The organism is Patescibacteria group bacterium, assembly GCA_018896215.1.
GTDB lineage: Bacteria > Patescibacteriota > WWE3 > 0-14-0-20-40-13 > 0-14-0-20-40-13 > JAHINB01.
This window is the reverse complement of the sequence record JAHINB010000006.1, coordinates 1-24,322: the sequence shown is the minus strand read 5'-3', so window position 1 is coordinate 24,322 and position 24,322 is coordinate 1. Positions and strand designations below refer to the sequence as shown.

Genomic DNA, 24,322 nt, shown 5'->3' with positions numbered 1-24,322 from the left:
ATGAAACTTTCGATTGTGGTTCCGGTTTATAACGAGGAAAAAACATTAAAGAGGTTAATTTCAAAAATACAAGCAGTTAACTTTGTTGATAAAGAAGTAATACTTATCAACGATTGTTCCAAGGATAAAAGCGCTGATATATTAAAACAGTACGCCAGTAAAAAAGGTTTTATAGTATTAAGTCACGGTAAAAATAAAGGGAAGGGTGGTGCTTTAAAAACTGGTTTCGAACATGCTTCCGGTGACTATGTTATTGTTCAAGACGCTGATTTGGAATATAACCCTCAAGACTACAAAATTCTTCTTAACGAGTTAAAGAACGGTAAATTTAAGGTTGTCTATGGTTCTAGATTTATGGGTCAGTATAAAGATATGTCAAATTTGCATTATATTGGAAACAAAGTTTTAACCCTTGTTACAAATATTCTATATGGGCAATCTTTGACCGATATGGAGACTTGTTATAAGTTGATTCCGATTGAGGTTATAAAAGAGGTCGATATAAAATCCAAGAGGTTTAATTTTGAACCCGAAATTACCGCCAAAATTCTAAAAATGGGCTACAAAATTAAAGAAGTTCCCATTTCATATTTTGGTAGAACACACAGTGAGGGTAAACACATCACCTGGCAAGACGGATTTTCGGCACTTTGGACATTGATTAAATTTAGATTTACAAATTAAATGAGTACTTCACTAAGAATCCCGCTAATACTATTTATACTAAGCTTTTTTGCCTATTTCGTTTTTTGGTTGGGGTTAAATATTACTTCCAAAAACGATTTATTAATTCAAAGCGAAGATGCAATCCCCGCTACATATCTTCCTCTGTCATTACTTGACGGTCGAGGATTCGTGCTTACCGAATATTATAACTATTTTAAAAAACAATGGCCCAATCCCGAAAATAAGCTTGGGAAGCCATATTATTTGTTCAATTCTCAAAACGGCGAGTATATCTCGGCTTTTCCAGTAATTGTTCCAATATTAGCGGTACCCTTTTACCTTCCAGTATCAATTTTGGGAATTCATTATAGCTCCGACTTAATTCCAATTACCGCAAGGTGCGCCTCGGCGTTTTTTGTTGCTTTATCGGTAGTATTTGTTTATTTATCTTTAGTTAAGATTACGAGAAACCGCAAAGTCAGTATTCTTTCGGTAGTAGCCTACGCCTTTGGAAGCATTTGTTGGGGTACAACTTCTCAAAGTTTATGGCAACATGGAATAAATCAATTTCTTTTATCGGCCGGTTTCTATTTGCTTTTATTTAATAAATCTTATTCATCAATTTTATTTTCTTTGGCTGTTTTTAGCCGACCGACTAATATTATCTTTGCTGTTTGGGCATTTGTTTATGTTTTAATTAAAGATCGCAAAAAGGCTTTTGTGTTTTTGTTATGGAGTTTGCCTCCATTGCTTTTTCAATTTTGGTACGATGTGACTTACTTAGGTGGGGTTTTAAACCACCCATATAGTGTCCAGCAGTTTACCAATTGGCAAGGTAGGTTTCCCGAGGGATTTTTAGGTCTTCTGATTTCTCCAAGTAAGGGTTTGCTGATCTTGTCCCCGGTTTTCATCTTTGCCTTAACGGGAATTTACTATGTGTGGAGGAAAAATAGAATCCCACGCACAAGTGCGTTGGATTATGTAACGCCCCCGACACAGGGTCGGGGAAATTTATCGGAAGAAATCTCACATAAATCTTGTTATAAAACTGGATTAGAATATAAAGCCTTATCAATAGCCTTGTTGGTGTTTTTTCTCGTTATGGGAAAGTGGATTCATTGGTATGGTGGATGGTCATTTGGTTATAGAATGGTGTCAGAAGCATTACCGTTTTTGACTATATTTCTTGGTATCTATCTAAGCTTTAATTTCAAGAAAACAAATGTTTTAAGGCGTTTCTATTTTCTACTCATTGTATCCATTTTAGTTCAAGTAATAAGTTTGCTTTTTGATTTTAGGTACTGGCATGCAACATACGATGCTGGTCCCTTTTCTACATCTTGGCTCTGGTCTCTAAAGGATTCCATGCTAGTGTATTTTGCAAGGTTGGCGCTAATTAAATTTGGATTTTACCCATGAAAATAAATCTTCTTGTACCTATTATAGTTTTGGCTTTTTTGGTTCGCGTTGTGGGAATTAATTTTGGTTTGCCTTTAGAACTTCATCCCGACGAGGGAAAAATTATCTACCCCGCGAACTCTATGTCAGTTAATTTCGTGGAATCTTTGCAGGGGAGGGGAGACAATGCTTTTTTTAATCCTCACATCTTTTATTACGGAGGGGTTAATTTTTTTATTCTGACCAGTACAATTAAGTTAGTATCTTTCGTGGGTCGTAATTTTAGTGTTTTTAATCTTGTATCGTTGTCTCCAATTTTTCTTTTGGCAAGATTTATCACCGTGTTGTTTGCTACGGCTACAGTATATTTTGTTTACAGATTAGGTAGAGATTCATTTGGAGAGAAGGTTGGTTTACTTTCCGCTCTTGTTCTAGCTTTTTTTCCAACCCATGTTATCAATTCGCACTATTTTTCTCCAGATATTATTGCGACATTTTTTGGAGTAGCCTCTATCTACTTTCTTTCGAGAAGGAAACTTCTCGCATCTTCAATTATGGTAGGTCTTGGGATTGGGACAAAATATTATCCTGCAATACTTGCAGTATTTCTGGGTCTGGGGATTTTAATATTTCTCAAAGGTAGTCTAAAATCACGTCTAACAAAGTTACTAAAATATACTGTCTGCGCAATCGTTGTTTTTATAATCACCAACCCCCATGTAATTTTAAATTTTCCTGAATTTGCTCTAGACATAAAAAATCAATTTGCTCGAAATGGCGGGGGGATATTAGGTTCGGTTAGCCCTAGGTTCTTTTATCTTCTTGTCAATAATGACAGCTCCTCCATGGGTCGTTTCCTTGGAAACAGCTTATTTTTTGATTTGGGTCCTTTAGCACTGTTAGTGGTCTTTATTGCAGTATTTTATCCATGGTTCCACAAAAATGCCTTTGCAAAATATTTATCAGGCTTTGTTATTTGTTATTTTTGTTTTGTATCAGCTTCTATTTCTAAAGAAATGCGATGGTTAATGTTTGAAATACCAATGATTGCTATACTGGTTGGGTACTTTTTCTCCAGCCTAAAATCTAAAAAAACAGCTCTAGTAATTGGTTTTCTATTTCTGCTTTTTCCAATCTATAAATCGGTAACTGTGTCCCTATCTTTTGCTAAAGGAGACACGAGACCAACAATTGTTACTTGGGTCGAAGAAAATATACCCCAAAGTTCCACAATCTTATCCGACCCTATACTTGTTGCTCGAAGTCCTTTTGACGATGAAAAATACCAAGTATTTGAGGTACCCCATGCAAAATATAATGTGAATGAGGCTTATGAGAACGAATCCACCCCCAATTTAGATATTATCCCAAAACCCCTGTATGTGGTAACTAGTAGCAAATTTATTGATTATTACAATTCTTCTGATTTTAGAGCGCTATTTCCGACTGCTTCACAAAAATGGATTGATTATTACAAGAGTATCGAGTCGTTTACTAAGCAAATTAAATGTATCAGAACTAACGAAGATGGTCTAATCAACTTTACGGGACCGGATATTTGCATATATTTGATGGAAAGGTAAGATGTAAATATGCTAAAAGCTCGAAAATCCTTACTTTCGGACAGCGTTTCTGCTACGGGAGCTAATCTTTTTGCCCAGTTTTTTACTTTTTTAATTTCAGCAATTATTGCGGCACAATATGGTGCCACCGAGAGCACCGACGCATTTTTTTATGCTTTAGCTGCGGTAATGGTGGTAAATGCAGCCATCACCGGGGTTTTAAAGTCAGTTTTTACCTCGGTTTTTTTGCGTTTTGTGCATAAGGAAAAACAAGACGAGAAGGAAATTTTGGGCTCGTTTTATTTATACTTTTGCATATTTCTGCTTGTTATTTGGTCTCTTTTTAACATTACCTCTTATCTTGTAACTGCCCATGTAACAATTCCTGGAATTTTGGATCGGGAACTTTTGTTTAGAATGCTTTTTGAATTGTCGTTTCTTATTATCGCAAGTGGTCTTGTGGAGTGTCTTTCTACCGTTTATAACACCTATCAAAAGTATATTATTCCAATTTTAACGCCAATTTTTCGAAGTGTTGTGTTTATTGCGTTTGTTTGGTTTACCAAATCAAACTTAGGGGTAGAGAGTCTTTCCATTGGAAATTCCTTTGCGGAACTTGCTCATCTAGTAATTTTATTTACCATTTTAAAGTACAAGGGAATTTATTTTGGATTTAAGCTAGTTTTCCATCCTGCAGTAAAACGCATGGTAACAATCTCGCTTCCGTCGTTTTTGAGCAATGCTACTACTCGAATAAATGATTTTGTTGACGCCTCTTTTATTGCGCCAGTTTTAGTTGGGGGTGTAACAATTATCAATTACGCTAACAAAATTTCTGCAATTCCGGCGATTTTGCTTACCGGAGGTTTTTTAACTGTAATTCTTACCCATTGGTCATTAAAGGAGAATTTGGAAGGAGACGATTCACTCAAAGAAAGTTTATTAAATTCGCTAATTGCTGTGGGAATGATATTTATTCCAATTTTGGTTGCCATGTTCGTTTTAAGAGAGCCTTTAGTTAAATTGCTGTATGAGCGCAAGAACTTTACCCCAGATTTAACCTACAAAACCGCACTGCTTACAGGTCTTTATCTTTTTGGTCTTTTGCCTCTTATGCTGGGGCGGATCCTAACTCGTGCATTTTTAGTAATAGAAGATACTTGGACGCCATTTTGGGTGGGAAACATTAGAGCTGTAATTAATGTCGTAACCAACATTTTGTTTATAAAAGCATTGGGTTATCCAGGAGTTGCTGTTTCTACATCTTTTACCTCTTTTCTGCTGTTTGCTTTTATGTTTGTAAAGCTTAAAAAGAAAATACGGCTTGCCATAACTAAAGAATATATCGTTGAATGGGGCAAGGTTTTGTCTTCTGGGGCAATAGCCGGTTTTGCTATATTTTCCTTTTACAAATTCTTTGTCCACTCCAGCTATTTGTACCTGTCTTTATCGTTTATCGGGGGTGTTGTGTCACTTGGGTTTTTCTCCGCATATGGACTTTTAGTTTATTTATTATCTTGTTATTTGTTAAAAGTTAAGAAACTGACCGAATTAAAGCAATTAATATTTAAAAAGGGGTGAGACCCGATTTTGGGTCTCACCCCATTTGCATATGAATATTTGTATATTTTCGACAACTTTTTTTCCGAATACGGGTGGGGGGGAGAGATTTATTCATGGATTAGGAACCCATCTATCCGAATCTCAAACCGTTTTTGTTCTTGTCCCTTTTGATCAAAAGATGCTAGTTAATTTTAAGCCCAATTATTCAATATTACGCCTGCGATTTATCAACCCTTTTTTACAGCACAAAAGACTATTAGAAGCAATCCTCTTACTCAATCTTTCCTATTATCATTTGAAATACCGCTTTAATCTTGTTCAAGCAGTTGTTTTGTATGAGCCTGGATTTGTCGCAGGAATTTTTGGAAAAATATTTAATGTCCCGGTTATTTTACGACCAACTGGCGAAGATATTCAGTTTGACAAATCTATCTCATACGGAAGAATCTCCAACCCATTTTATAAATCACGAGTTACTCAAGCTCTTAATCTTGCCACAAAAATTGTTGCCATAAGTCCTACTGTCAAAAAAACCATTATGGAGTTTACCAACGGTAAGCTAAAAGAAAAGATTGTGGGAATCTCAAACGGTGTCGATTTAGAGAAATTTAAGATAGGGGAAATTGGGGTAACGAAGAAGATAGGGGAGATAAGATTGCTAACTGTTGGAAGGAATGTACCAAAGAAGGATTATCCTACAATGCTTAAAGCTTTAGCTGTAGTTGTCAAGGAGTTCCCGCAAGCCCATCTTGACATTGTTGGCGGGAACGAAGGGGGGCTTACTCCAATCATTTCTCAACTCGGGATTACAAACAATGTAACTCTGCTTGGGAAACTTCCAAAAGATCGTGGTGACTTTTTGCAATATCCTCCGCAGGAAGTTTTGGATTTATATAACAAAGCCGACCTGTTTGTTTTTAGTTCGTTAATAGAGGGTTGTCCCAATGTAATCCTAGAGGCAATATCGGCAAAGTTACCAATTGTTGCAGCTAATAGCCCAGGTACTTGGGACTATGTTAAGGATCTTCAAACTGGGTTGCTGTTTAAACCTGGGAACTTTGTAGATATGGCTAATAAAATTATCAAGCTAATAAAAGATAAAGATCTCTATTGTAAGATTCAAGAGTACCAAAAGAAATATTCTCAAGAGTTTGATTGGTCAGAAATAGCACAAAGATATCTCAAGTTGTATAATAACATTACATGAACATTTCAATTGTAGTTCCTTGCTATAACGAGGAAAAAAATATCAGACCATCGGCAGATGGTCTCAAAGAAGTTCTCACAAAAATTGGTAAGTCTTGGGAGGTGATTTTTGTTGACGATGGGTCAAAGGATGCTACTTGGGAAGAAATAACACAAGTTTGTAGAGAAAATAAACAAGTTTGTTTCTCACAAAATAAAGGCTTTAAAGGCGTTCGACACATGAGAAATTATGGGCAAACGGCAGCCTACCAAGCGGGGTTTGACGCGTCAAAAGGCGATTTTGTTATAACTTTTTCTTCGGACAACGAAACCCCGGCAGAAGAGATAGAAAAAGTCATAGGCAAGCTTGAGGAGGGCTATGATATGGTAAACACAAATAGGGAAGAACGCTACAAAGAAGATGCAGGAAAATCGTTCTTTAAAAGAATCCCATCGATTTTGGCGAACAGAGTTATTAACAAGATGTCTGGGTTGCAGGTTAAAGATACGGGTTCAGGAGTAAAGGGTTTTAGGAGAGTACTTGTTCAAAATATGCATCTTTATGGAGATATGCATAGGTTTTTGCCTGCTTACTGCTCTATGTTTGGAGCAAAGATTTGCGAAGTTGATGTGGCTTTTAATCCTCGTATTTATGGGGAGTCTGCCTATGGTAAGGTTGGTTTATCTCGGACATTTAAGGTGTTTTTAGATATCATCGCTTTAAAATTTTTGCTTTCTTTTTCTACCAAACCTTTTACTATGATGCCGATTAGGATTTTTGGCGGTACGGGGATTATCTCCATGATACTAGGCGGATTTTTAGGTAGTATTTTAGCCTTTGATAAAATTGTATTGGGTCAAAATATTGGCACAAGACCGCTTTTGTTTTTGTCGGTCCTTCTTATTATTTTGGGATTTCAGTTTATCTCTCTCGGTCTTTTGGGAGAACTTATGCTTAGAATTTATTTTGAATCTCAAGGCAAAAGAACTTATATTGTTAGAGAAGAGGTAGCTTAACATCTCACATGAGCAATAAATCCCTCATTTTACGATTGGTAATATCACTTCTTGTTCTTTCTATCCTCTATCAAAAGTTGGATTTTAATTCGGTACTTGCTACCATAAGAACCGCCAACTTGTGGTATCTGCTTTTGTCATTTTTAATGATCTGTCTTAATTACATAATTAGTGGTTTTAGGTGGCGGTCTTTAATCTTTTTTTCTTCCTCGTTTAACGGTCGTGGTGTTTTTAAGTTGATTAAGCTGTATTTTATTGGGGCTTTCTTTAATAATTTTATGCCCACGAGTATCGGGGGCGATGTTTATAAAGCCTATGTTCTTGGGAAAAACACTAATGATATGCCAAAAGCTACTGGAGCAACCTTTGCTAACAGGCTTTCCGGTTTAGTTATCTTAGCTTTACTTTCGACTATAAGTTTGGTTGTACTTTTGGGATTTTGGGGGATTTTGATTTTTATCGCTTTTTGGATTCTTTGTATACTTGGTTTTGTTTCGCTTGATTTATTTTCCAGACTAATTCCAAAATTAAAGCCTTTTAACGATGCAATTCATCTCTATCGCTTTCACAAAGATAGCATTGTCAAGTCTCTGTTTTTTTCGTTGCTCGTTCAAATTGTGGCAAACTTGGCGCATTTTTTTGCCACCAGGTCAGTTGGTATATCAATTACACTCCCACAGGCTTTTTTTGTATTTCCTATAATTGGATTTTTAAGTTTCTTGCCCTTGTCTTTTAATGGTATTGGTATTCAAGATTTTTTCTATGGTAAATTCTTACTATTTTGGGGAATCTCCCCTGTTCTGTCGGCAACATCTTCGCTGCTGTACCATGCCACACGAGTCTCGGTTAGTCTTATTGGTGGATTTTTGCTTCTAGTGAGTAATGATAAATCTAAAGAAACATCTTAATCTGATATTTTTATCTCTCGTCTACTTTATTTCTCGTCTGCCAATGTTGGGAAACGATATTGTGAATGTGGATGCTCCCGCATGGAACTACAGGGCTGTGCAATTTTGGGCATATCTTAAAAACTATAATTTTTTAGAGACTTATAGGACATATCACCCCGGAGTTACCCTCATGTGGCTTTCTGGTTTTGGGCAGGAGATATATAGTGTATTTTATAAATTAAAGTACGGGATAAGACCTGTTTATTTTAATGTTAGCAATTTTCGTTGGATATTATTTTCCGAGACCCTTCCTTTAGTACTTTTTAACTTCGCCTTTATAATTTTGCTCTACAAATTGATTGAGAAATTGTTTAATCAAAAGATAGCTTTTTATTCGGTTTTAATTTTATTACTGGAGCCATTTTTTATAGGTAACACCAGGGTTTTACATCTAGACGGTATGCTTTCTCTTTTGGGAATTAACTCCGTTTTGTTTTTTATAAAGTATCAAAAATCCAAACGCACTAAAGACGCCATTTTTTCTGGGATATTATTTGGGTTGGCAGTATTGACAAAGGTCTCCTCCCTTACATTATTTCCAACCATTGTAATAATCTCTCTGTTATTCGGCAATATACTGTCCTTAGTAATTTATGCAGTAGCAGGACTTACAGCGTTTTTAATTTTGTTTCCAGCCTGTTGGGTAGATCCAATTCGTGTTATAACAAAAATAATCTACGACGGGGTTATTAAGACAGGTCAGGGTGGGCAGCCCCAAATTTTCTTTGGGCAAGAATCTTTAAATCCAGGAATACTGTTTTACCCCACACAATTTATTTTTAGAGCCAGCCCAGTTTTAATAATTCTTTTAACTGTTGCTTTATACCTAATATTTTCAAATTACAAAGTTGTGCTTAAAGGACTAAAGTCATCAAAAACCATGACGATACTTGGGGTTTCTATTTATACTTTGGTTTATTTTGTTTTTATGACAGTTTCCACAAAAAAGATAGACAGGTACCTCATTCCCCTTTTTCCGCCACTGGCAATTTTTGCAGGCTACGCATTATCCAAGGTAGTTCCGCGAAAGCAGTTTTTTGTTGCTGTAGTGCTGGTTGTTGTATCTGCTGTTCAAATACTTCCTCTGTTCCCAGATTTTTTTGCCTACTTTAACCCGCTTGTTGGTGGGTCTCATATGGCAGTAAATGCCGTTGGGCTTCAGGATTGGGCAACTGGATACATGCGGGTTACTAATTATTTAAATAAAAAGCCGGGGGTGGAAAATATTACACTTGCCACTTATAATGATGCTAGTGTAAGACCAACATTTTTGGGTATTGTTGTTTCAATAGATTCCGTTACCGACTTTTCAGAAGTCGATTACGTTGTAGTGCAAAGGGATGATGCTAGATCGCCTTTAATTCTTAAGAGCATGAGTTTAGATAGAGTGTTTTATATTGGATCATATGACTACTACTACCTTTACAAAAATATTCAACTCTAAGTGGTTCGTAGTATCAATCATTTTTCTAGGGATTGCTCTTAGATTTGTTGGTATTTGGTGGAATCTGCCAAAAATTTACCATCCCGATGAGACCGCCCTCGTTAGCGGAGGCCTGGGTCTAAGAATAGTTTCTAACCTTAAGCATTTTGATTGGCCTCATATGCAAATGTATATTTCTCTTTTTGCAGTTTCGGCTTGGGCAAAAATTACAGATATTTACGGAAACCTTTTTGGCATTTCGGTTAACAACTCCAGTTCTATATTCTTAGAAAGACCTGCATCATTTTACCTGGCGATTCGTTTCGTGTCATTTTTAATGTCATCCTTGTCCCTGGTAATTTTTTATAAGGGCGTAAGGGAATTTTTGGGGCGTAATGTTGCTGTTATATCTCTGTTGTTCTTTGCTTTAAGTTTGCAAAATATAGAGGATGCCCATTATGCCACATTGGAGTCCGCGCTTACCTTTTGGGTTGTTTTAGTTTTTTTCTTTTCGCAAAGAATTTTAAGAAATACTAAATTAATAAATTATGCTTTAGCAGGTCTTTTTGCAGGATTTGCGACATCAACAAAATATAATGGTGCTTTTGCCGTTTTGCTCATTTTTTCTGCGCATGTGACAAATGTTATCAAATTTAAGAAATCGTATCGGGAGGTTATTTTTTCAAAGAATCTTATAATTGCAGCAGTAATGTCTGTGGCGGGATTTTTTATTGGTACTCCTTATGCCTTGTTAGATTTTAAAACTTTTGTAAAAAGTGATTCTCCGGTCGGAGCGTTGTGGCAATTTAAGAGACAAAGAGGTCCAATATCAGAATCCCTATTAAATTTTAATCTTGGAGAATCTAGATATAAGACAGGTGTCGGACTATCCTTTGGGGTTATAGGGGCGTTATTAGTGCTGCTTGGGATATTTGCCGTGCTTAGAAATTATACAAACATTAGTTTTTTTCTATTGTTTTTCCCATTAGCGTATTTTTGGTATATGGGGACTTTAAAATTGTTCTATCAACACTACCTAAATCCAGTTTACCCCTTCTTTGCCATTTTATCTGCGGTTGGATTTAAGCACGCTGTAAATTACATATTTCACAGAATTCAACAACCCACGGTAAGAGGTATGCTACTTGGTTTATTTTTTATCTTAACATTTGGAGGTTTGTTTTATCGTGGGGTTGTAATGAATTATGTTTTTGCAACAGGTGATACCAGAAGGCGAGCCGAAAATTGGATTTTACAGAATGTTACTCCGGGCTCAATTGTTGGTATTAGTGGTGCTTATAGCGTAAATCTAGATGATTATGTAAATGGAGCGGGGTATAACGCAGTAAAAATCGACGAGGTTTTTAGGGAGATGGACCGAGAAATTGGGCATACCGATCAAATTGCTTATTTTAAAAGCAAAGGAATAAGTTTAGTGGTAACAGGAGATTACGATTTAGATGCTCGTTTAAAGACTAATTTTCCAGCAAACTGCAGATATCCTAGTGGTGATGCTTGGGCAATAGATACTATGCGAGTTATAAAGCTTTTTCCTGCCCGAAGTTCTGTTGAGCCTACAGTTGCCGTTTTGGGATTTGAAAAATAAACGAGTTTGTTTTTTATGATACAAAAATGAATATAGTTATTTTATCCAATCAGTCGTTTTCGCAGGAATTAAAAACCAACAAATGGCATGTGGCAACAAGACTTGCCAAACTTGGTCATAAAGTGGTATTTGTAGATCCTCCGCTAAGGTTAAAAGCTTTACGCAATACTTTTACAAAAAAAGACTGTAGTGTAGATTTCTATGGAGTAAGAGTTCTGACTTTATTTAGACCATCGCCCCAGAAAGACATTTCTAAAACATTTCCCGTGCTAGATTGGCTATTTACTAAATACACAGCCTGGAAAATCAAAATACTGGCTGGCAAAAATATAGTACTTTGGGTTTATCATGTCGGCTATCCCGATTTAGAATTGCTAATTAAACAAATTAAACCGACAAAATTAATTTACGACATGGTTGATGAATATACAGAATTTCCAGAGTACGCAAAAGTAAAAGATTGGTTGCACCAAAGGGAACAGTGGTTACTAGAAAAAGCGAACCTTTGTTTTACCTCGGCAGTTTCCCTTTACGAGAAAGCAAAAAAAATTAATCAAAACAGTTATTACACGCCAAACGCGGGAGATTTTGAATTATTCTCTAAGCCTCAAAATAGTACCCCAGAGGATTTGCGGAATATACCACACCCAATAGTAGGTTTTGCGGGAGCGCTGGATGATTTTAAAATAGATATCTTGCTTGTTGCAAAATGCGCCCAAGAACTTCCCGCAGTCTCTTTTGTTTTAATTGGTCCGCAAAAAGTTTCCCAAAATTCTCAATTTGATTCCACGGCCCTTTTAAAATATAAAAATATTTATTTGTTAGGTCAGAAAAGATTTGTTGATCTCCCAGCTTACTACCAAAATTTTGATGCCTACTTTATCCCCTACGATCCGAAAAATTATACATCTTTTCCCGTTAAATTTTTTGAGGCTCTATCTTGCGGTCTTCCCACAATCGTAACTGCTCTTAAAAGCTATTTTAATTATAAAGATCAATGCTACATTGCAAAAGATCACAATGAATTCGTAAAACTAATTGTAAAATCCTTGAAGGAAGACAATAAGGAAAAAAGGGAGGCACGAATATTACTAGCCAAAAATAATTCTTGGGACAATAAAGTAAAGAATCAACTCGAAATAATTCAAAAAGGGATCCAAAAAGGGGTGAGACCAAAAAAAAAGCCAAATGTTGTAATTGCACTTAATTCGGGAGAACAATTAGGAGGTGTAGAACGCCAGGTGGGAGATATTGTAAAAGGTCTTGCAAAAGATTTTAATTTTACGGTTGTTTGCAAAGGTGGTTCCATGGTCAAAGAATATCAAGCAAGTGGTGCTAATTTTGTGGAGTTATATCCTTGTCTGGATTTCGATCCTTTGTATGTATTTAAGCTACTTAAGCTAGTTAAGCCACTTAATCCCATTGCTCTTCATGCCCACGAGCTAAAAGCGGGTTTTAACGCCATGCTCGCGGGTTTTTTAGCAGGAACACCAGCAAGGATTTATCATGTTCATACCCCGATAACTTATTGGCAACTTCCGAAATGGAAAAAGCCCATCCTTTTTAAATTAAATCTCGTAGCGAATAAAATTGCCGGAAACTTTTTAGCCACAAAAGTTATTGCGCTAACGAAATCAATTAAGATTGAAAGAGTAGAAAAGGAGGGGATAAACCCAAGCAAGATAGAAATTGTTCCCAATGGGATTGGTATCAAGGTATACCCGAAATCCCCAACAGCTCTAAGAATACATTGGAAAATTCCCAGAGAAGCTTTTGTTATAGGTAACATAGGGAGACTAACTGTAGAAAAGGGACACGAGGTTTTAATTAGAGCATTTTCCAAGATTCTGCAAAAAAATAATAATGCTTATCTTGTTTTAGCTGGGGATGGCAATTTACGAGAATCCTTGGAGGGTCTTTGCCGAAAGCTTAATATTTCCTCCAAGGTTAGGTTTTTAGGAAGCTTTAAGAACGACCAAAAATATCAAATATTGACAAGTTTTGACCTTTTTGTTTCGCCAAGTCTTGCCGAAGGTTTTGGTATATCAATAATTGAAGCAATGAATGCCGAGGTTCCTGTTTTGGCTTCCAATCTTCCGGTTTTTAAGGATGTTGGAAAAGACACCATAAACTACTTTGAACGAGGTGATTCCGATGATTTAGCTCAAAAGATTTTAAATTTTAAATATAACGAAAAAAAGATAAAAGAAGCTTACGATTTAGTTGCTAAAATTTATTCTATGGAGAAATTTTTAGATTCCTACAAGAAGTTGTATTCAGTTTTAGGGTGACACCCTAATAGGGTGTCACCCTTAAATAGCATGAAAGTACTTTTTCAATCACGATTGGATTTGTTTGACAAATACGGTGGGGATACGGTGCAGATGTTGGAGACTAAAAAGGCGCTTGAAGCGCTTGGTGTTTCTGTTGATATTAACTGCGAGCTTTCTTTGGATCTTTCTCAATATGACCTTGTTCATGTTTTTAATCTAGATTGGGTTTGCGAACCGTATCTTCAAATAAAAAATGCTAAAAGACAGGGGAAAAAAGTGGTGCTTTCTCCAATTCATCATAGCCTTGCGGAATTTTTAAAATACGAACAACTTAATCGCTGGGGATTGTCTGTTTTGGGAAATGCCGTTTTAACCAACCAGCCTGCTCGTGATACGATAAAAAATTTAATCAAGGGGATTTTATATCCTAAAAAACTCTATCCCGCTTTTTACCAGTTGTTTTTTGGGATTAGAAACGAGCAGCGCCGAGATGTTGCCATGAGCGATTATGTGTTGGTGCAGACAGATCTAGAGGCAAAAGATTTGAAATTAGATTATAAGACCGGAGATTTTAAATGGAAAAAAGTTGTCAACGGAATTAACCCAGAAAAGTTTGGAGATACTCTAAATGTTAAAAAAGAAAAAGTAATTCTATCGGTCGGGAGAATTGAACCTAGAAAAAACCAAATTAACTTGGCTATGGCTTTTATTAGAGCGGTAAATTCGGGGGAGCTTTCTGGTTACAAGATGATTTTTATTGGAAAGGGTAACTTACACCACCCAACTTATCTTAAAGAATTTTATAGAACCATCCATGACCAAGAACTTTTTGAATATTTGGGGTTTGTTGAGCAAGAAAAATTGTGCAATTTATACCAAACCGCCTCAATTTTTGCTTCTCCTTCTTGGTTTGAGACCACGGGTCTGGTCTTTTTGGAGGCAACGGTGTGTGGTGTATCTTCTCTTGTTGCGTCAGGGGATAGAGCAGGGGAGTACCTTGGCGACAATGCTGTGTATTGCGATCCTGCATCAGTCAATTCAATCTATAAGGCATTGATAGAAGCGCAAAGACCGACGGTAGCTAAAAGTTTTCCAGAATTTGTTAAAAAGACTTATACATGGGAGAATTGTGCCAAACAAACCTTGGAAGTTTATCAGAGGGTTTTAGGGTCTTCTACTGAATAGCTATGGAACCGCTTCTTTTTGCTGGGATTGTTCTGACAATCTTGTATTTTTTTCTTGCTAAAAAGGATTTTGTAAAATCTATTTATTATCTTATTCCCCTTTTACCGCTGGATAATAGAATCTACTTTAATTGGGGATTGGAGCGAGCAACTCCAGCAAGATGGGCGTTGCTCGGGATTATTGCGTGGTATCTCCTTTCTTTTACTCTTAAAAACCTTGTAGTTATTAAGTCGCTTAGGTCACTTAAGTCGCTTAGGTTAGAGACAAGAATCACGGAAGACAAGTTTCTCTTTTTGTTATTAATTGTGTGGTTAATTCGCCTTGTTTCAACCGCTTGGTCTTTGGATATTCCCGCAAGCTTAAACATCAACATTTTCTTTACTGAAATAGTATTACTCTACATAGTCTTAAGGAAGGCGTTTTTCTTATCCGGGGAAAAGTTTCTTTATAATTGCCTTTTTATCTATTTTGTAACCGGTGTTGTTTTAGCTGGATTTACTCCAATTCAATACTACTTTTATAAGTTCCAAGGTCGTATTCTTCCTGGAGTTTGGCCGCTTCCAAATTCTCCAGTAAGGATAGGCTCCCTGTTTTGGGATGTTAATCACTACGGCGCTTTTGCCGCCACAATAGTTTTTTTGAGCTTTTCGTATCTTGTGACGACTGCAAAAAAATATCTGCCTTTGCTAGTTCCGGCGACTATTTTGGTTGTAGTCTCGTTTGTCGCAACCTTATCAAGAAGCGCATTTATAGGCTTTGGTGTTGGGTTATCAGCTTACATTTTAGGATTGGCGTTTGGTCATCGTTTAAAGGCTTTATTTTTAGGAATTGTTACCATCTTGATAATCGTTAGTTCTGGTTTTTGTCTAGTTAATCTGGGTTTTGTAAAAATCCCAAAAAGGTTAGTAGAAAGATTTTCGTCACTTAATTTTTCTTATCGTGTTTGGGACAGTTCTATTAATGCCCACTCCGCGTTAATTTTAGGCTCATGGCAAATTCTGGAAGACAATCCAGTAATTGGCGGGGGGTATGGGTCGTTTGACAAGCGCTTTAGGGAAACTCCTATTGCTAAAGATTATTTTGAGTTAGATCCCGTAAAAGATGCCAAAATTCCAGCGCACAGTGTTTGGTTTGAACCGCTTTCGGCGACAGGACTAGTAGGGACAGTCCCGTTTTATTTCTTAATTGGGACTCTTTTTTTGGCATTAGCTTATAGGTTAAGAAAATCGCTTCAAAATAAAGAGAGAAATTCAATTATTATCTTGGGTGTTTTTGCTGGTCTTGTTTCTATTTTTACTTCGGGGGTCTTTTATTCTTATAATCTCGAGTTCTTTTACTTTTTTGTTTTTATTGCGGTGTTTCTTTCTTGGCACAATTTGCAGAAAATTAAATTATCCACAAAAGATATTGGAATTGTGACTTTTTTGGTAGTGCTTGCAGGATCGTTTATTTTTTATAAACTGGGTCGTCCAGCGCTTTCTGACTGGGATGAATCTATTTACGCATTAATCTCTGAGAACATTTTGCATTTAAAGGGGGATGCTTTTGCGCTCGTTTGGCGGGAAAACGCGCTTCGCGATGGTAATGGTTATTGGTTCGAGAAGCCACCTTTATATATGTGGCTGACTGCTTTTACTTATTTTATTTTTGGGATTAATGAATTTTCGGCGCGATTTGTTTCGGCAATAGCAGGCGTTGCTGGAGTATTAGCGGTCTATCTTTTTGGCAAAAAAATGTTTTCCGAAAAAATTGGAATTATTTCAGCTGTAGTTTTGGCAACCACAACACATTGGATTTTTCAGTCCCGAAACGGAACTTTAGATATTTTAACTGCGGTTTGGATACTTCTCGCAATGTATTCTTTTTGGAAATCTCAAAAGACGCAAACAAGTTGGAAGTGGGTGGGAATATTTTTAGGATTAGTTGCTATGACAAAAGGTGCGGTTGTTGCTATTCCTATTGCCGTATTATCTCTATTTGTTCTCGTTGATTTTATTTTCCTAAAAAACAAACTGTACAGACTAAAACATTTCTTAACAATCATTCTTTGGTTTTTAATAATAGCTGTTCCTTGGCACGCTATTGAGATCATTCGATTTGGGAGGGAGTTTATCGACTCTTACTTTCTTTATCATATCTTGGAACGATCTCAAGGGATTGAAGGACACACCCAAGATTTTTGGTGGTATCTTGTGGTTTTAAAAGTTTGGTTTAGGCATTGGGCGGTGGTATTAATCCCCTCGCTTGTGTTCTCAATTTACACTGTGGTCTCAAATAGATTCTCAAAGGAGCAAAAACGCCCACTTGTTTTCTTAATTTTATGGGGGTTTGTGACTTTTTTAATTCTCTCTATTTCTAAATCTAAAATTCAATGGTACTTGGTTCCAATTTACCCACCGTTGGCTATTTTGGTTGGATGGTTTATCTGTTGGGCTTTAGATAGAATCACTAGCGTCTCTTTTACGAGATTGTGGAAAAATATTAGTTTCATTGCTTTAGTATTTGTAATAACTATAGCATCTGTTTTTTTGCTAATTCGTTGGAAGTCTATGTGGTTTCTTGATGATGTAAATCGCGATATTGCGACCCTTGGAGCGACAGTTTCGGAGTTAAATGACGATTCGGCATTTTTACCGCGAAAGTCAGCGGTGTATTTTTATAACATGTCTCCTGGTCCCGCGTATTTTTACATCCTGCGATTTTCTCGACCTGTTTCGGGAAACGAACTTTCCGATATGATAAAAAGCCCAAAAGGCAAAGCGTTTATGGCGATATCTTCCGAATCTAGTTACAAGAAGCTGCTTGTCAAATACCCCAGTTCACGAATTATGGTATATAGAAAGGAAGGAGATTTCGTTTTGTTTGGAAAAGACTGGCTTACCGTTCCTCCTATATTTACGCAACAACCGTATCAAATAACGCCAGCGGAATACGACCCTTTTTATTTTGAGAAAGAAATGTTTGGTTCTAAATGGTTTAACGAATAACTTATGCTTGATCTATCGGTTGTAATTTTAACTTTTGATTCCCAAAACTTTATCCAAGGGTGTGTTGATAGTCTCATCAATTCTCACGAGATTTCCTTCGATTCCCGTAAAGGGAAATATCAAGGAGAGATTGTAGTTGTAGATAACGCTTCCCGGGACGGTACCTCAAAAATAGTTTTAAATAATTACTCTCTCGTTAAATTAATCCAAAGCCACGAGAATTTGGGATTTTCCAAAGGTAATAATTTGGGAATAAAAAAATGTTCCAGTCGCTACATTCTTCTTTTAAACCCCGACGCCTTTGTTGCCAAAAATACTTTAGAGGAAATGATTACTTTTATGGATAGCACTCCAAAAGCCGGTATCGCGACTTGTTTTGTTGAGCTTGTGGCAAGTTCCAAAATAGACCCAGCATCTCATCGTGGTTTTCCAACACCATGGGCATCTTTAACATATTATCTGGGTTTGGAAAAACTGTTTCCTAGACTACCCATGTTCAGTCAGTATCATCAATCGTATAAAAACTTCAATAAAACTCATGAAGTAGATGCCGTTTCGGGATCGTTTATGTTAGTAAGATCGACAGCTCTTAAAGAGGTAGGACTACTAGACGAAGATTATTTTATGTATGCGGAGGATCTAGACTTGTGCTATCGCGTAAAAGAGGTAGGGTGGAAAACATACTTTTGCCCTTTTGTTAAGGCTTATCATTACAAGGGAATGTCCTCGGGAATTAAAGGCAATTTAAAAACTCAAGTTCCAGTAACGCAAAAAGAAAAAGAGGTAGCGTTCAACGCCTTTTTTGATACAATGAAGATGTTTTACGACAAGCATTACAAAAACAAATACCCAAAAATTATACGAGGTTTGGTTTTTGTTGGAATAGATCTTAAAAAATTGCTTTCAAAAGTTAAAATGAAAGTTTAAAGGAGGAAATTAAGGATGAAAATTGGAATTGATGCTAGGCTTTATGGATCGTCTGGACTTGGTAGGTACATAAAGAATTTAATCAGTGAGCTGGAAAAATTAGATACTAAAAACGAGTACGCGATTTTTTTAAGATCACAAAATTACGAATTGTACACCCCACAAAATCCGAACTTTAAAAAAGTGTTGGCGGATTTTGCTTGCTATTCACTTGTAGAGCAGATTTTCTTTCCAATTGTGCTCTATCAAGAAAAGTTAGATTTACTTCATGTACCGCATTTTAATGTTCCCATTTTATATTTTAAAAAACATGTTATTACAATTCACGATTTAATAATGCATTCTTCTGGTGATGCCAATGTTAAACAGCTTGTTTACAAATTGGTGGTAGTAATATCAGCAATTAAGGCGCGTAAAATATTTATTCCAACTCGCGCCTCATTTGATCGAATAAAGAAAGTTTTGTGGTATCTTAATCTAGACAAAAAGGCTGTTATAACTTATGAAGGAGTAGATCCAATTTTTTATCAATCTTCCGAACCAGACCTTGTTGCTTTAGATAGAATTGGAATTACCAAGCCCTATATTTTGTATGTTGGAAATGCTTACGAGCATAAAAATCTTCGTGATTTAATAATAGCTTTTAAGAAAATTGTAGATTGGGGAGAATTCACTGGAAGTTTGGTAATTGTAGGGCAACGGGATATTTATCTTGCCAGAATCAAGGAGTTGGCGTATAGTCTATCGTTGCAAGATAGAGTAATTTTTCCCTCTTTCATAGAGGGGTACTCGTATATAAATGACGATACGCTCTCTCAAATATATCAAAATGCTAATTCCTATATCACAGCGTCACTAGAAGAAGGTTTTAATCTAACACCGTTGGAGGCAATTGCGTCAAAAATTCCTTGCGCTTTATCTGATATAGAGTGTCACCGAGAGGTTTACCAGGATTCTGTTTTGTACTTTAATCCCAAAAGTATCATAGAAATAGAAGAGGCGATTAAAAGAATTACTTTGGACGAGAAGTTGCGGGAAAGTCTTGTTGTAAAATCACAAAGGTTGCTTTTGCAATACAATTGGCGAGATATGGCTCAAAAAACATTGGATGGCTATCTAAGTGTCATGGGTGGTACACCCTACGGGTATATACCCATCTAAGCTATTTTTCCAACCCTACGGGTTGCAAACTAGCATAAGATGGGTATATACTCAACCGATGTTTTACGAGCAAACTAAGCGAGCAATGGATTTAGCAATTTCTCTTGTAGCTCTTGTTATTTTATCTCCTGTTTTTATTGTTGTGGCTATTGCCATTTTTCTTCAAGACGGTGGGTCTCCTTTGTATTCCCACAAAAGAGTTGGACTAAAAAGGCAGGAATTTACATTCTATAAGTTTAGGTCAATGGTAAAAAATGCCGACGCTATACTATATTCTAATAGAGAGCTTTACGAAAAAATGAGAAGCGGAACAAATAAAGTTAAAGATGATTTTAGAGTAACAAAAATTGGAAAGTTTATTAGAAAGTATTCTATTGACGAGCTCCCCCAGCTCTTTAATGTTTTAAGCGGATTAATGAGTTTTGTGGGTCCCAGAGCCTTAAGACCCGACGAACTTAAAAAATATGAGGCGGAAAATCCCCAGGAGACTCCTTATTTAGATAAAGTATTGTCGGTAAAACCGGGAATTACGGGATATTGGCAGGTAAGCGGGCGAAGCAAAATTCCATTTGACAAACGAATTAGAATGGAGGCAGAATATGCAGGTATTAAATCGATTAAATTTGATATTATTATCATTCTTAAGACACCGTTAGCCGTCCTTAGGGCAGAGGGCGCTTGTTAGATGACTACAAAAGCAATTTATAAATCTTATGGGGGAGGTTTTGCTATTCCAAAATTTAGCTTTCCCAAACCCGGTCGTGGCGTAGCGATATTTTTTATTGTAATCGCTTTTCTATTGGTTATGTCAACTATAGCTGGCGCTGTTTTTGTGGTACTTCCTGGGATAGAGTTAAAAAAACAATCCGAAATACTAAGAACAGATGCCAGAGCCATCAAAGACGCCTTCACAGAGAAAGATTTTACTTTGGTTCAGCAAAACTTAGTCAAAACATCTAGGGATTTGGATAGTTTTGAAGACACCTACAAAAGAAGACTAAAAGTAGCTTCTCAAATTCCCTTTGTTAGACCTTATTATAATGATGGCTTGCATGCGATAAATTCGGGAAAAACAACAATAGGTGTTGTTTCGGATTTACTTTCTACTTTGGAACCATTTGCTTCGCAACTTGGGTTTAAAGACGGCGGGTCGGGCGAAGAGGTTGACAATAAAACTAGAATCTTTAATTTGTTAAAGCTTATGCCCGAGATTTCTCCTCAACTAAGCGCCAATTTGGCAAGGGTTGCCGATATAGACAGCGAACTTTCATTAATTGATGAAAACAGATACCCAGAAGAAATACGGGGGATTAAAATTCGCGAGGGTATTTCTCAAGTAAAGTCAAGCGTACATGAGGTAAGCGTTAAGGTACCAACGCTGGACAAGTTGTTTTCCATTCTCCCTGATCTTTTGGGACTTACCACACCTAAAACCTATATGCTGGTGATGGCAAATAATTACGAGTTAAGGATGTCGGGGGGATTTAATACCTACCTAGTTTTGGTAAAAATGGACAAGGGAACTCCGCAGGTAGTTATGTCTATAGATACTTACGATATAGACAAGGACAAAAGCTTTTTGGTTTATCAAGCTGTTCCAGCGCATTTGCGAGACTATCTTTTGGTTACAAGGTTTTACGCTCGGGATGCTACGAGCAACTCCCCTGATTTTAAAATTGCTGTAGATGAGTTTTTGGCAAAGTTTTGGAAGGTAGATTATTCTATGCCTCAAAAGTTTGATGGTGTTATTCAAGTTAATAACACCGTGGTAGAAAATCTGCTTAAAGTAGTGGGTCCTGTTACCGCCGGTGGTTACTCTATAAAAACCGATCAAAGCAATTATGTAACGGTTCCTAAACAGGAATTTAACTCTCAAAATGCAATTATGGAGCTGGAAAAAATTGCCGGAGGGGCGTTAGCAGAAACTATTGGAAGAAAGGATATCATAAGATATTTAATGCTTTCTATAATTGACAAAGCCTTAAACACCCCGGTCGAAAATTTGGGGTCTCTAGCACAAGTGTTTTTTAATGATCTTAGTCAGAAGAATATCTCTTTGTACTTTTTCGATCCTGTTGCTCAAGGTACTATAGAAGATTTAGGTTACGGAGGTCGTTTAGCGCCAGTTCCCTTGGGGTACGATTATCTGCATGTAAATAACAGCAACTATGGTGCTGGAAAACGAGATTGGTTAATAACAAGGGAACTTTCTAAAGAATCGTTTTTGGAGGATGGTAAAAAAGTTTCTGTAGTGAAGATGAAAACGGTAAATCCAATGTCCCCAGATTGGTGGCAGTGGATGAAGTTTTATCGAGATTACTTTAGAATTTATGTACCATTGGGATCTAAATTAATCTCGGCTACCGCGTCCGATGGGCAAGACCTAAAGGCAAAGGAAATTGAGGATCTTGGAAAAACGGCTATAGAAGGGTTCTTTAAACTAGAGGAGAATGCGGAAAATACAATCACGATTAAATATTCTTTGCCAGATACAGTAGATTTCGACAATTACAAACTGCTTTTGCAAAAGCAGTCTGGGGCGGGCGATATTCCGTTTACGGTAACTCACAAGGGGGCATCCAGAAGTTTTGATCTTTTAACGGACAAAGAATTGGCATTTTAGATTTAGAATTTGAGGTTTTTTACCACTACAGCAATTGTTTTGAGGCGAATCAATTACTCCGATTCTGACCGGATTTATACCCTTTTAACGCCAGATCTAGGAAAAATTTCTGCCATTGCCAAAGGGGTGCGCAAAATAAAAAGCCGCAAGGCGGGGCATTTAGATTTAGGTTGTATCGTTAAAGTATCTCTTGCAGAAGGCAAAAACCTCCATATTCTTACTCAAGCCGAAACAATACAAACAGTAGAATTTGCTAAAGGTAATCTTAAGCTTGCTAATGCGATTCTTGAAGCTATTGAATCTATCAACAAAGCTCTTTACGAAGGGCAGGCAGGGTCTTTTTACTACCAGCTCTATCGTGACTTTAGGGATAACTTGAGCTTTGGAGAATCAATCGACAACGAGTTACTCTCTTTATATAAGCGGTTGATAATTCATCTCGGATTGTGGTCAGATTCGTTTGAGGGCAAACCACTCTCATTTTTACGCTCATACTTCGAAGACACCACCGAATCTAAAATTAGAATTAAATAGGGATAATCCCTCATCACCCCATTTAATACTACAAGGGAGTAGATATTTGAACCAATATCTTGTAATATAAGTACATGGCTGATGAAAAGCAGACAAAGTTTGAAAAGATAGTATCTCTTTGCAAGCGCCGTGGTTTTGTGTTCCCAGGATCTGAAATTTATGGTGGGTTAGCCAATACTTATGATTTTGGTCCTTTGGGTGTTCTCCTATTAAGAAACATAATCAATAACTGGTGGAAATTTTTTGTAACTACGAGAGAAAATATGTTTGGTTTGGATACAAGTATTCTGATGTCTCCTAAGGTATGGGAGGCGTCAGGACACACAAAGAGTTTTAGTGATGTGTTGGTCGAGTGTAAAAAATGTCACACCAGAACGAGAGCAGATCATTTAGTCGAGAATTACTTTATTGAGAATAAGGGGAGTTATAAAGGAAATTTTGATGGGTGGTCTACAGAGAGACTTAAGGAGGTAATACACGAGGAGCACATTCCGTGTGAAATCTGTGGTGCCCATCAGTTTACTGAGCCTCGTAACTTCAACTTACTATTTCAAACAAGCATTGGGATTTTAGAGGAAAGCAAGTCATTAGCATATTTGAGGGGGGAAATTGCCCAAGGGATGTTTGTAAATTTTAAAAATGTATTGGATACCATGAGACCAAGGATACCCTTTGGTATCGCTCAAACTGGCAAGGCGTTTAGGAACGAAATCACCCTAGGAAATTTTATTTTTAGGACTTTAGAGTTCAATCTAGCCGAGTTCGAATATTTTATTGACCCCAAAACTCCATGGAAAGATCATTTCAATTATTGGAAAAATGAAATGGAGACTTGGATTTGTTCTTTAGGTGTTCAAAAATCTCACTTACGGTGGAGAACCCACACAGATACTGAACGGGCACATTACTCAACTCACACAGAAGACTTGGATTACGAGTTTGCTTTTGGTTTTAAGGAGATGTTTGGACTTGCGTATAGAACCGATTATGATTTGCGTAATCATATGGAGAAATCTTCCACGGAATTACGCTATACAGACCAGCAAAGTGGAGAGAAGTATATACCACATGTTGTAGAGCCTACTTTTGGTATCAACAGGGTTTTGTTATGCCTTCTCACCGAAGCATATTCAGAAAGCTCTGATGGTCGTATTTATCTTAAGTTTGATAAGTCAATTGCGCCCTATCAAATAGCGGTGTTTCCATTGGTTCGCAACAAGCCAGAAATCACTACCAAAGCTCGAGAGGTTTTTGGAATGCTT

18 protein-coding genes are annotated in these 24,322 nt (G+C 36.9%); all 18 read left to right on the top strand.

Translation table 11 applies throughout. The annotated features are described in order from the left end of the window. Nucleotides 1-684 (top strand): glycosyltransferase family 2 protein, encoded by a 684-nt coding sequence (locus tag KKF75_01215; GenBank protein MBU4380824.1) that lies wholly within the window; start codon nucleotides 1-3, stop codon nucleotides 682-684. Next, the gene (locus tag KKF75_01210; GenBank protein ID MBU4380823.1) at nucleotides 685-2,085 is read left to right on the top strand and encodes a hypothetical protein; all 1,401 of its coding nucleotides are present in this window, start codon (nucleotides 685-687) and stop codon (nucleotides 2,083-2,085) included. After that, entirely contained in the window at nucleotides 2,082-3,647 is a 1,566-nt protein-coding gene (locus KKF75_01205) for a glycosyltransferase family 39 protein (GenBank protein MBU4380822.1), read from the top strand. Before KKF75_01210 ends, KKF75_01205 begins: the two co-directional genes overlap by 4 nt. Before the next feature lie 9 nt (nucleotides 3,648-3,656). Then, nucleotides 3,657-5,207: a polysaccharide biosynthesis C-terminal domain-containing protein gene (locus KKF75_01200; protein MBU4380821.1), complete on the top strand. Its 1,551-nt coding sequence runs from the start codon at nucleotides 3,657-3,659 to the stop codon at nucleotides 5,205-5,207. Nucleotides 5,208-5,238: 31 nt separating this feature from the next. Continuing rightward, nucleotides 5,239-6,396, top strand: a complete 1,158-nt coding sequence (locus KKF75_01195; protein ID MBU4380820.1) for a glycosyltransferase family 4 protein — start codon at nucleotides 5,239-5,241, stop codon at nucleotides 6,394-6,396. Further along, on the top strand, nucleotides 6,393-7,391 hold the full coding sequence (locus KKF75_01190; GenBank protein ID MBU4380819.1) for a glycosyltransferase family 2 protein: 999 nt from the start codon (nucleotides 6,393-6,395) through the stop codon (nucleotides 7,389-7,391). Before KKF75_01195 ends, KKF75_01190 begins: the two co-directional genes overlap by 4 nt. An 8-nt stretch (nucleotides 7,392-7,399) precedes the next feature. Next, entirely contained in the window at nucleotides 7,400-8,299 is a 900-nt protein-coding gene (locus tag KKF75_01185) for a flippase-like domain-containing protein (protein ID MBU4380818.1), read from the top strand. Further along, entirely contained in the window at nucleotides 8,274-9,785 is a 1,512-nt protein-coding gene (locus KKF75_01180; protein MBU4380817.1) for a glycosyltransferase family 39 protein, read from the top strand. The genes KKF75_01185 and KKF75_01180 overlap by 26 nt, the downstream gene beginning before the upstream one ends. After that, nucleotides 9,748-11,370, top strand: coding sequence for a glycosyltransferase family 39 protein (locus tag KKF75_01175; protein MBU4380816.1), 1,623 nt, complete (start codon nucleotides 9,748-9,750; stop codon nucleotides 11,368-11,370). Before KKF75_01180 ends, KKF75_01175 begins: the two co-directional genes overlap by 38 nt. A gap of 26 nt (nucleotides 11,371-11,396) precedes the next feature. Continuing rightward, entirely contained in the window at nucleotides 11,397-13,661 is a 2,265-nt protein-coding gene (locus KKF75_01170) for a glycosyltransferase (protein MBU4380815.1), read from the top strand. Between the two features lie 30 nt (nucleotides 13,662-13,691). After that, nucleotides 13,692-14,828, top strand: coding sequence for a glycosyltransferase (locus KKF75_01165; protein MBU4380814.1), 1,137 nt, complete (start codon nucleotides 13,692-13,694; stop codon nucleotides 14,826-14,828). A 2-nt stretch (nucleotides 14,829-14,830) separates the two neighbouring features. Then, complete coding sequence (locus KKF75_01160) at nucleotides 14,831-17,815, top strand: glycosyltransferase family 39 protein (GenBank protein ID MBU4380813.1); 2,985 nt, start codon at nucleotides 14,831-14,833, stop codon at nucleotides 17,813-17,815. Nucleotides 17,816-17,818: 3 nt separating this feature from the next. After that, nucleotides 17,819-18,742, top strand: a complete 924-nt coding sequence (locus KKF75_01155; protein MBU4380812.1) for a glycosyltransferase family 2 protein — start codon at nucleotides 17,819-17,821, stop codon at nucleotides 18,740-18,742. 15 nt (nucleotides 18,743-18,757) lie between these two features. After that, a complete protein-coding gene (locus KKF75_01150; protein MBU4380811.1) occupies nucleotides 18,758-19,903 on the top strand; it encodes a glycosyltransferase family 4 protein in 1,146 nt (381 codons plus the stop codon). Nucleotides 19,904-19,961: 58 nt separating this feature from the next. Next, nucleotides 19,962-20,588: a sugar transferase gene (locus KKF75_01145; protein MBU4380810.1), complete on the top strand. Its 627-nt coding sequence runs from the start codon at nucleotides 19,962-19,964 to the stop codon at nucleotides 20,586-20,588. Then, nucleotides 20,589-22,526: a DUF4012 domain-containing protein gene (locus tag KKF75_01140; protein ID MBU4380809.1), complete on the top strand. Its 1,938-nt coding sequence runs from the start codon at nucleotides 20,589-20,591 to the stop codon at nucleotides 22,524-22,526. A 9-nt stretch (nucleotides 22,527-22,535) separates the two neighbouring features. Next, complete coding sequence (gene recO / locus KKF75_01135; protein MBU4380808.1) at nucleotides 22,536-23,060, top strand: DNA repair protein RecO; 525 nt, start codon at nucleotides 22,536-22,538, stop codon at nucleotides 23,058-23,060. A gap of 74 nt (nucleotides 23,061-23,134) precedes the next feature. Continuing rightward, nucleotides 23,135-24,322: glycine--tRNA ligase (locus tag KKF75_01130; protein MBU4380807.1), on the top strand; the 1,188-nt coding region annotated here is incomplete at its 3' end.

What these genes read in the sequence shown, in the direction of transcription:
- KKF75_01215 (MBU4380824.1), top strand. Translation starts at nt 1, where the DNA reads ATGAAACTTTCGATTGTGGTTCCGGTTTATAACGAGGAAAAAACATTA.
- KKF75_01210 (MBU4380823.1), top strand. Translation starts at nt 685, where the DNA reads ATGAGTACTTCACTAAGAATCCCGCTAATACTATTTATACTAAGCTTT.
- KKF75_01205 (MBU4380822.1), top strand. Translation starts at nt 2,082, where the DNA reads ATGAAAATAAATCTTCTTGTACCTATTATAGTTTTGGCTTTTTTGGTT.
- KKF75_01200 (MBU4380821.1), top strand. Translation starts at nt 3,657, where the DNA reads ATGCTAAAAGCTCGAAAATCCTTACTTTCGGACAGCGTTTCTGCTACG.
- KKF75_01195 (MBU4380820.1), top strand. Translation starts at nt 5,239, where the DNA reads ATGAATATTTGTATATTTTCGACAACTTTTTTTCCGAATACGGGTGGG.
- KKF75_01190 (MBU4380819.1), top strand. Translation starts at nt 6,393, where the DNA reads ATGAACATTTCAATTGTAGTTCCTTGCTATAACGAGGAAAAAAATATC.
- KKF75_01185 (MBU4380818.1), top strand. Translation starts at nt 7,400, where the DNA reads ATGAGCAATAAATCCCTCATTTTACGATTGGTAATATCACTTCTTGTT.
- KKF75_01180 (MBU4380817.1), top strand. Translation starts at nt 8,274, where the DNA reads ATGATAAATCTAAAGAAACATCTTAATCTGATATTTTTATCTCTCGTC.
- KKF75_01175 (MBU4380816.1), top strand. Translation starts at nt 9,748, where the DNA reads ATGACTACTACTACCTTTACAAAAATATTCAACTCTAAGTGGTTCGTA.
- KKF75_01170 (MBU4380815.1), top strand. Translation starts at nt 11,397, where the DNA reads ATGAATATAGTTATTTTATCCAATCAGTCGTTTTCGCAGGAATTAAAA.
- KKF75_01165 (MBU4380814.1), top strand. Translation starts at nt 13,692, where the DNA reads ATGAAAGTACTTTTTCAATCACGATTGGATTTGTTTGACAAATACGGT.
- KKF75_01160 (MBU4380813.1), top strand. Translation starts at nt 14,831, where the DNA reads ATGGAACCGCTTCTTTTTGCTGGGATTGTTCTGACAATCTTGTATTTT.
- KKF75_01155 (MBU4380812.1), top strand. Translation starts at nt 17,819, where the DNA reads ATGCTTGATCTATCGGTTGTAATTTTAACTTTTGATTCCCAAAACTTT.
- KKF75_01150 (MBU4380811.1), top strand. Translation starts at nt 18,758, where the DNA reads ATGAAAATTGGAATTGATGCTAGGCTTTATGGATCGTCTGGACTTGGT.
- KKF75_01145 (MBU4380810.1), top strand. Translation starts at nt 19,962, where the DNA reads ATGTTTTACGAGCAAACTAAGCGAGCAATGGATTTAGCAATTTCTCTT.
- KKF75_01140 (MBU4380809.1), top strand. Translation starts at nt 20,589, where the DNA reads ATGACTACAAAAGCAATTTATAAATCTTATGGGGGAGGTTTTGCTATT.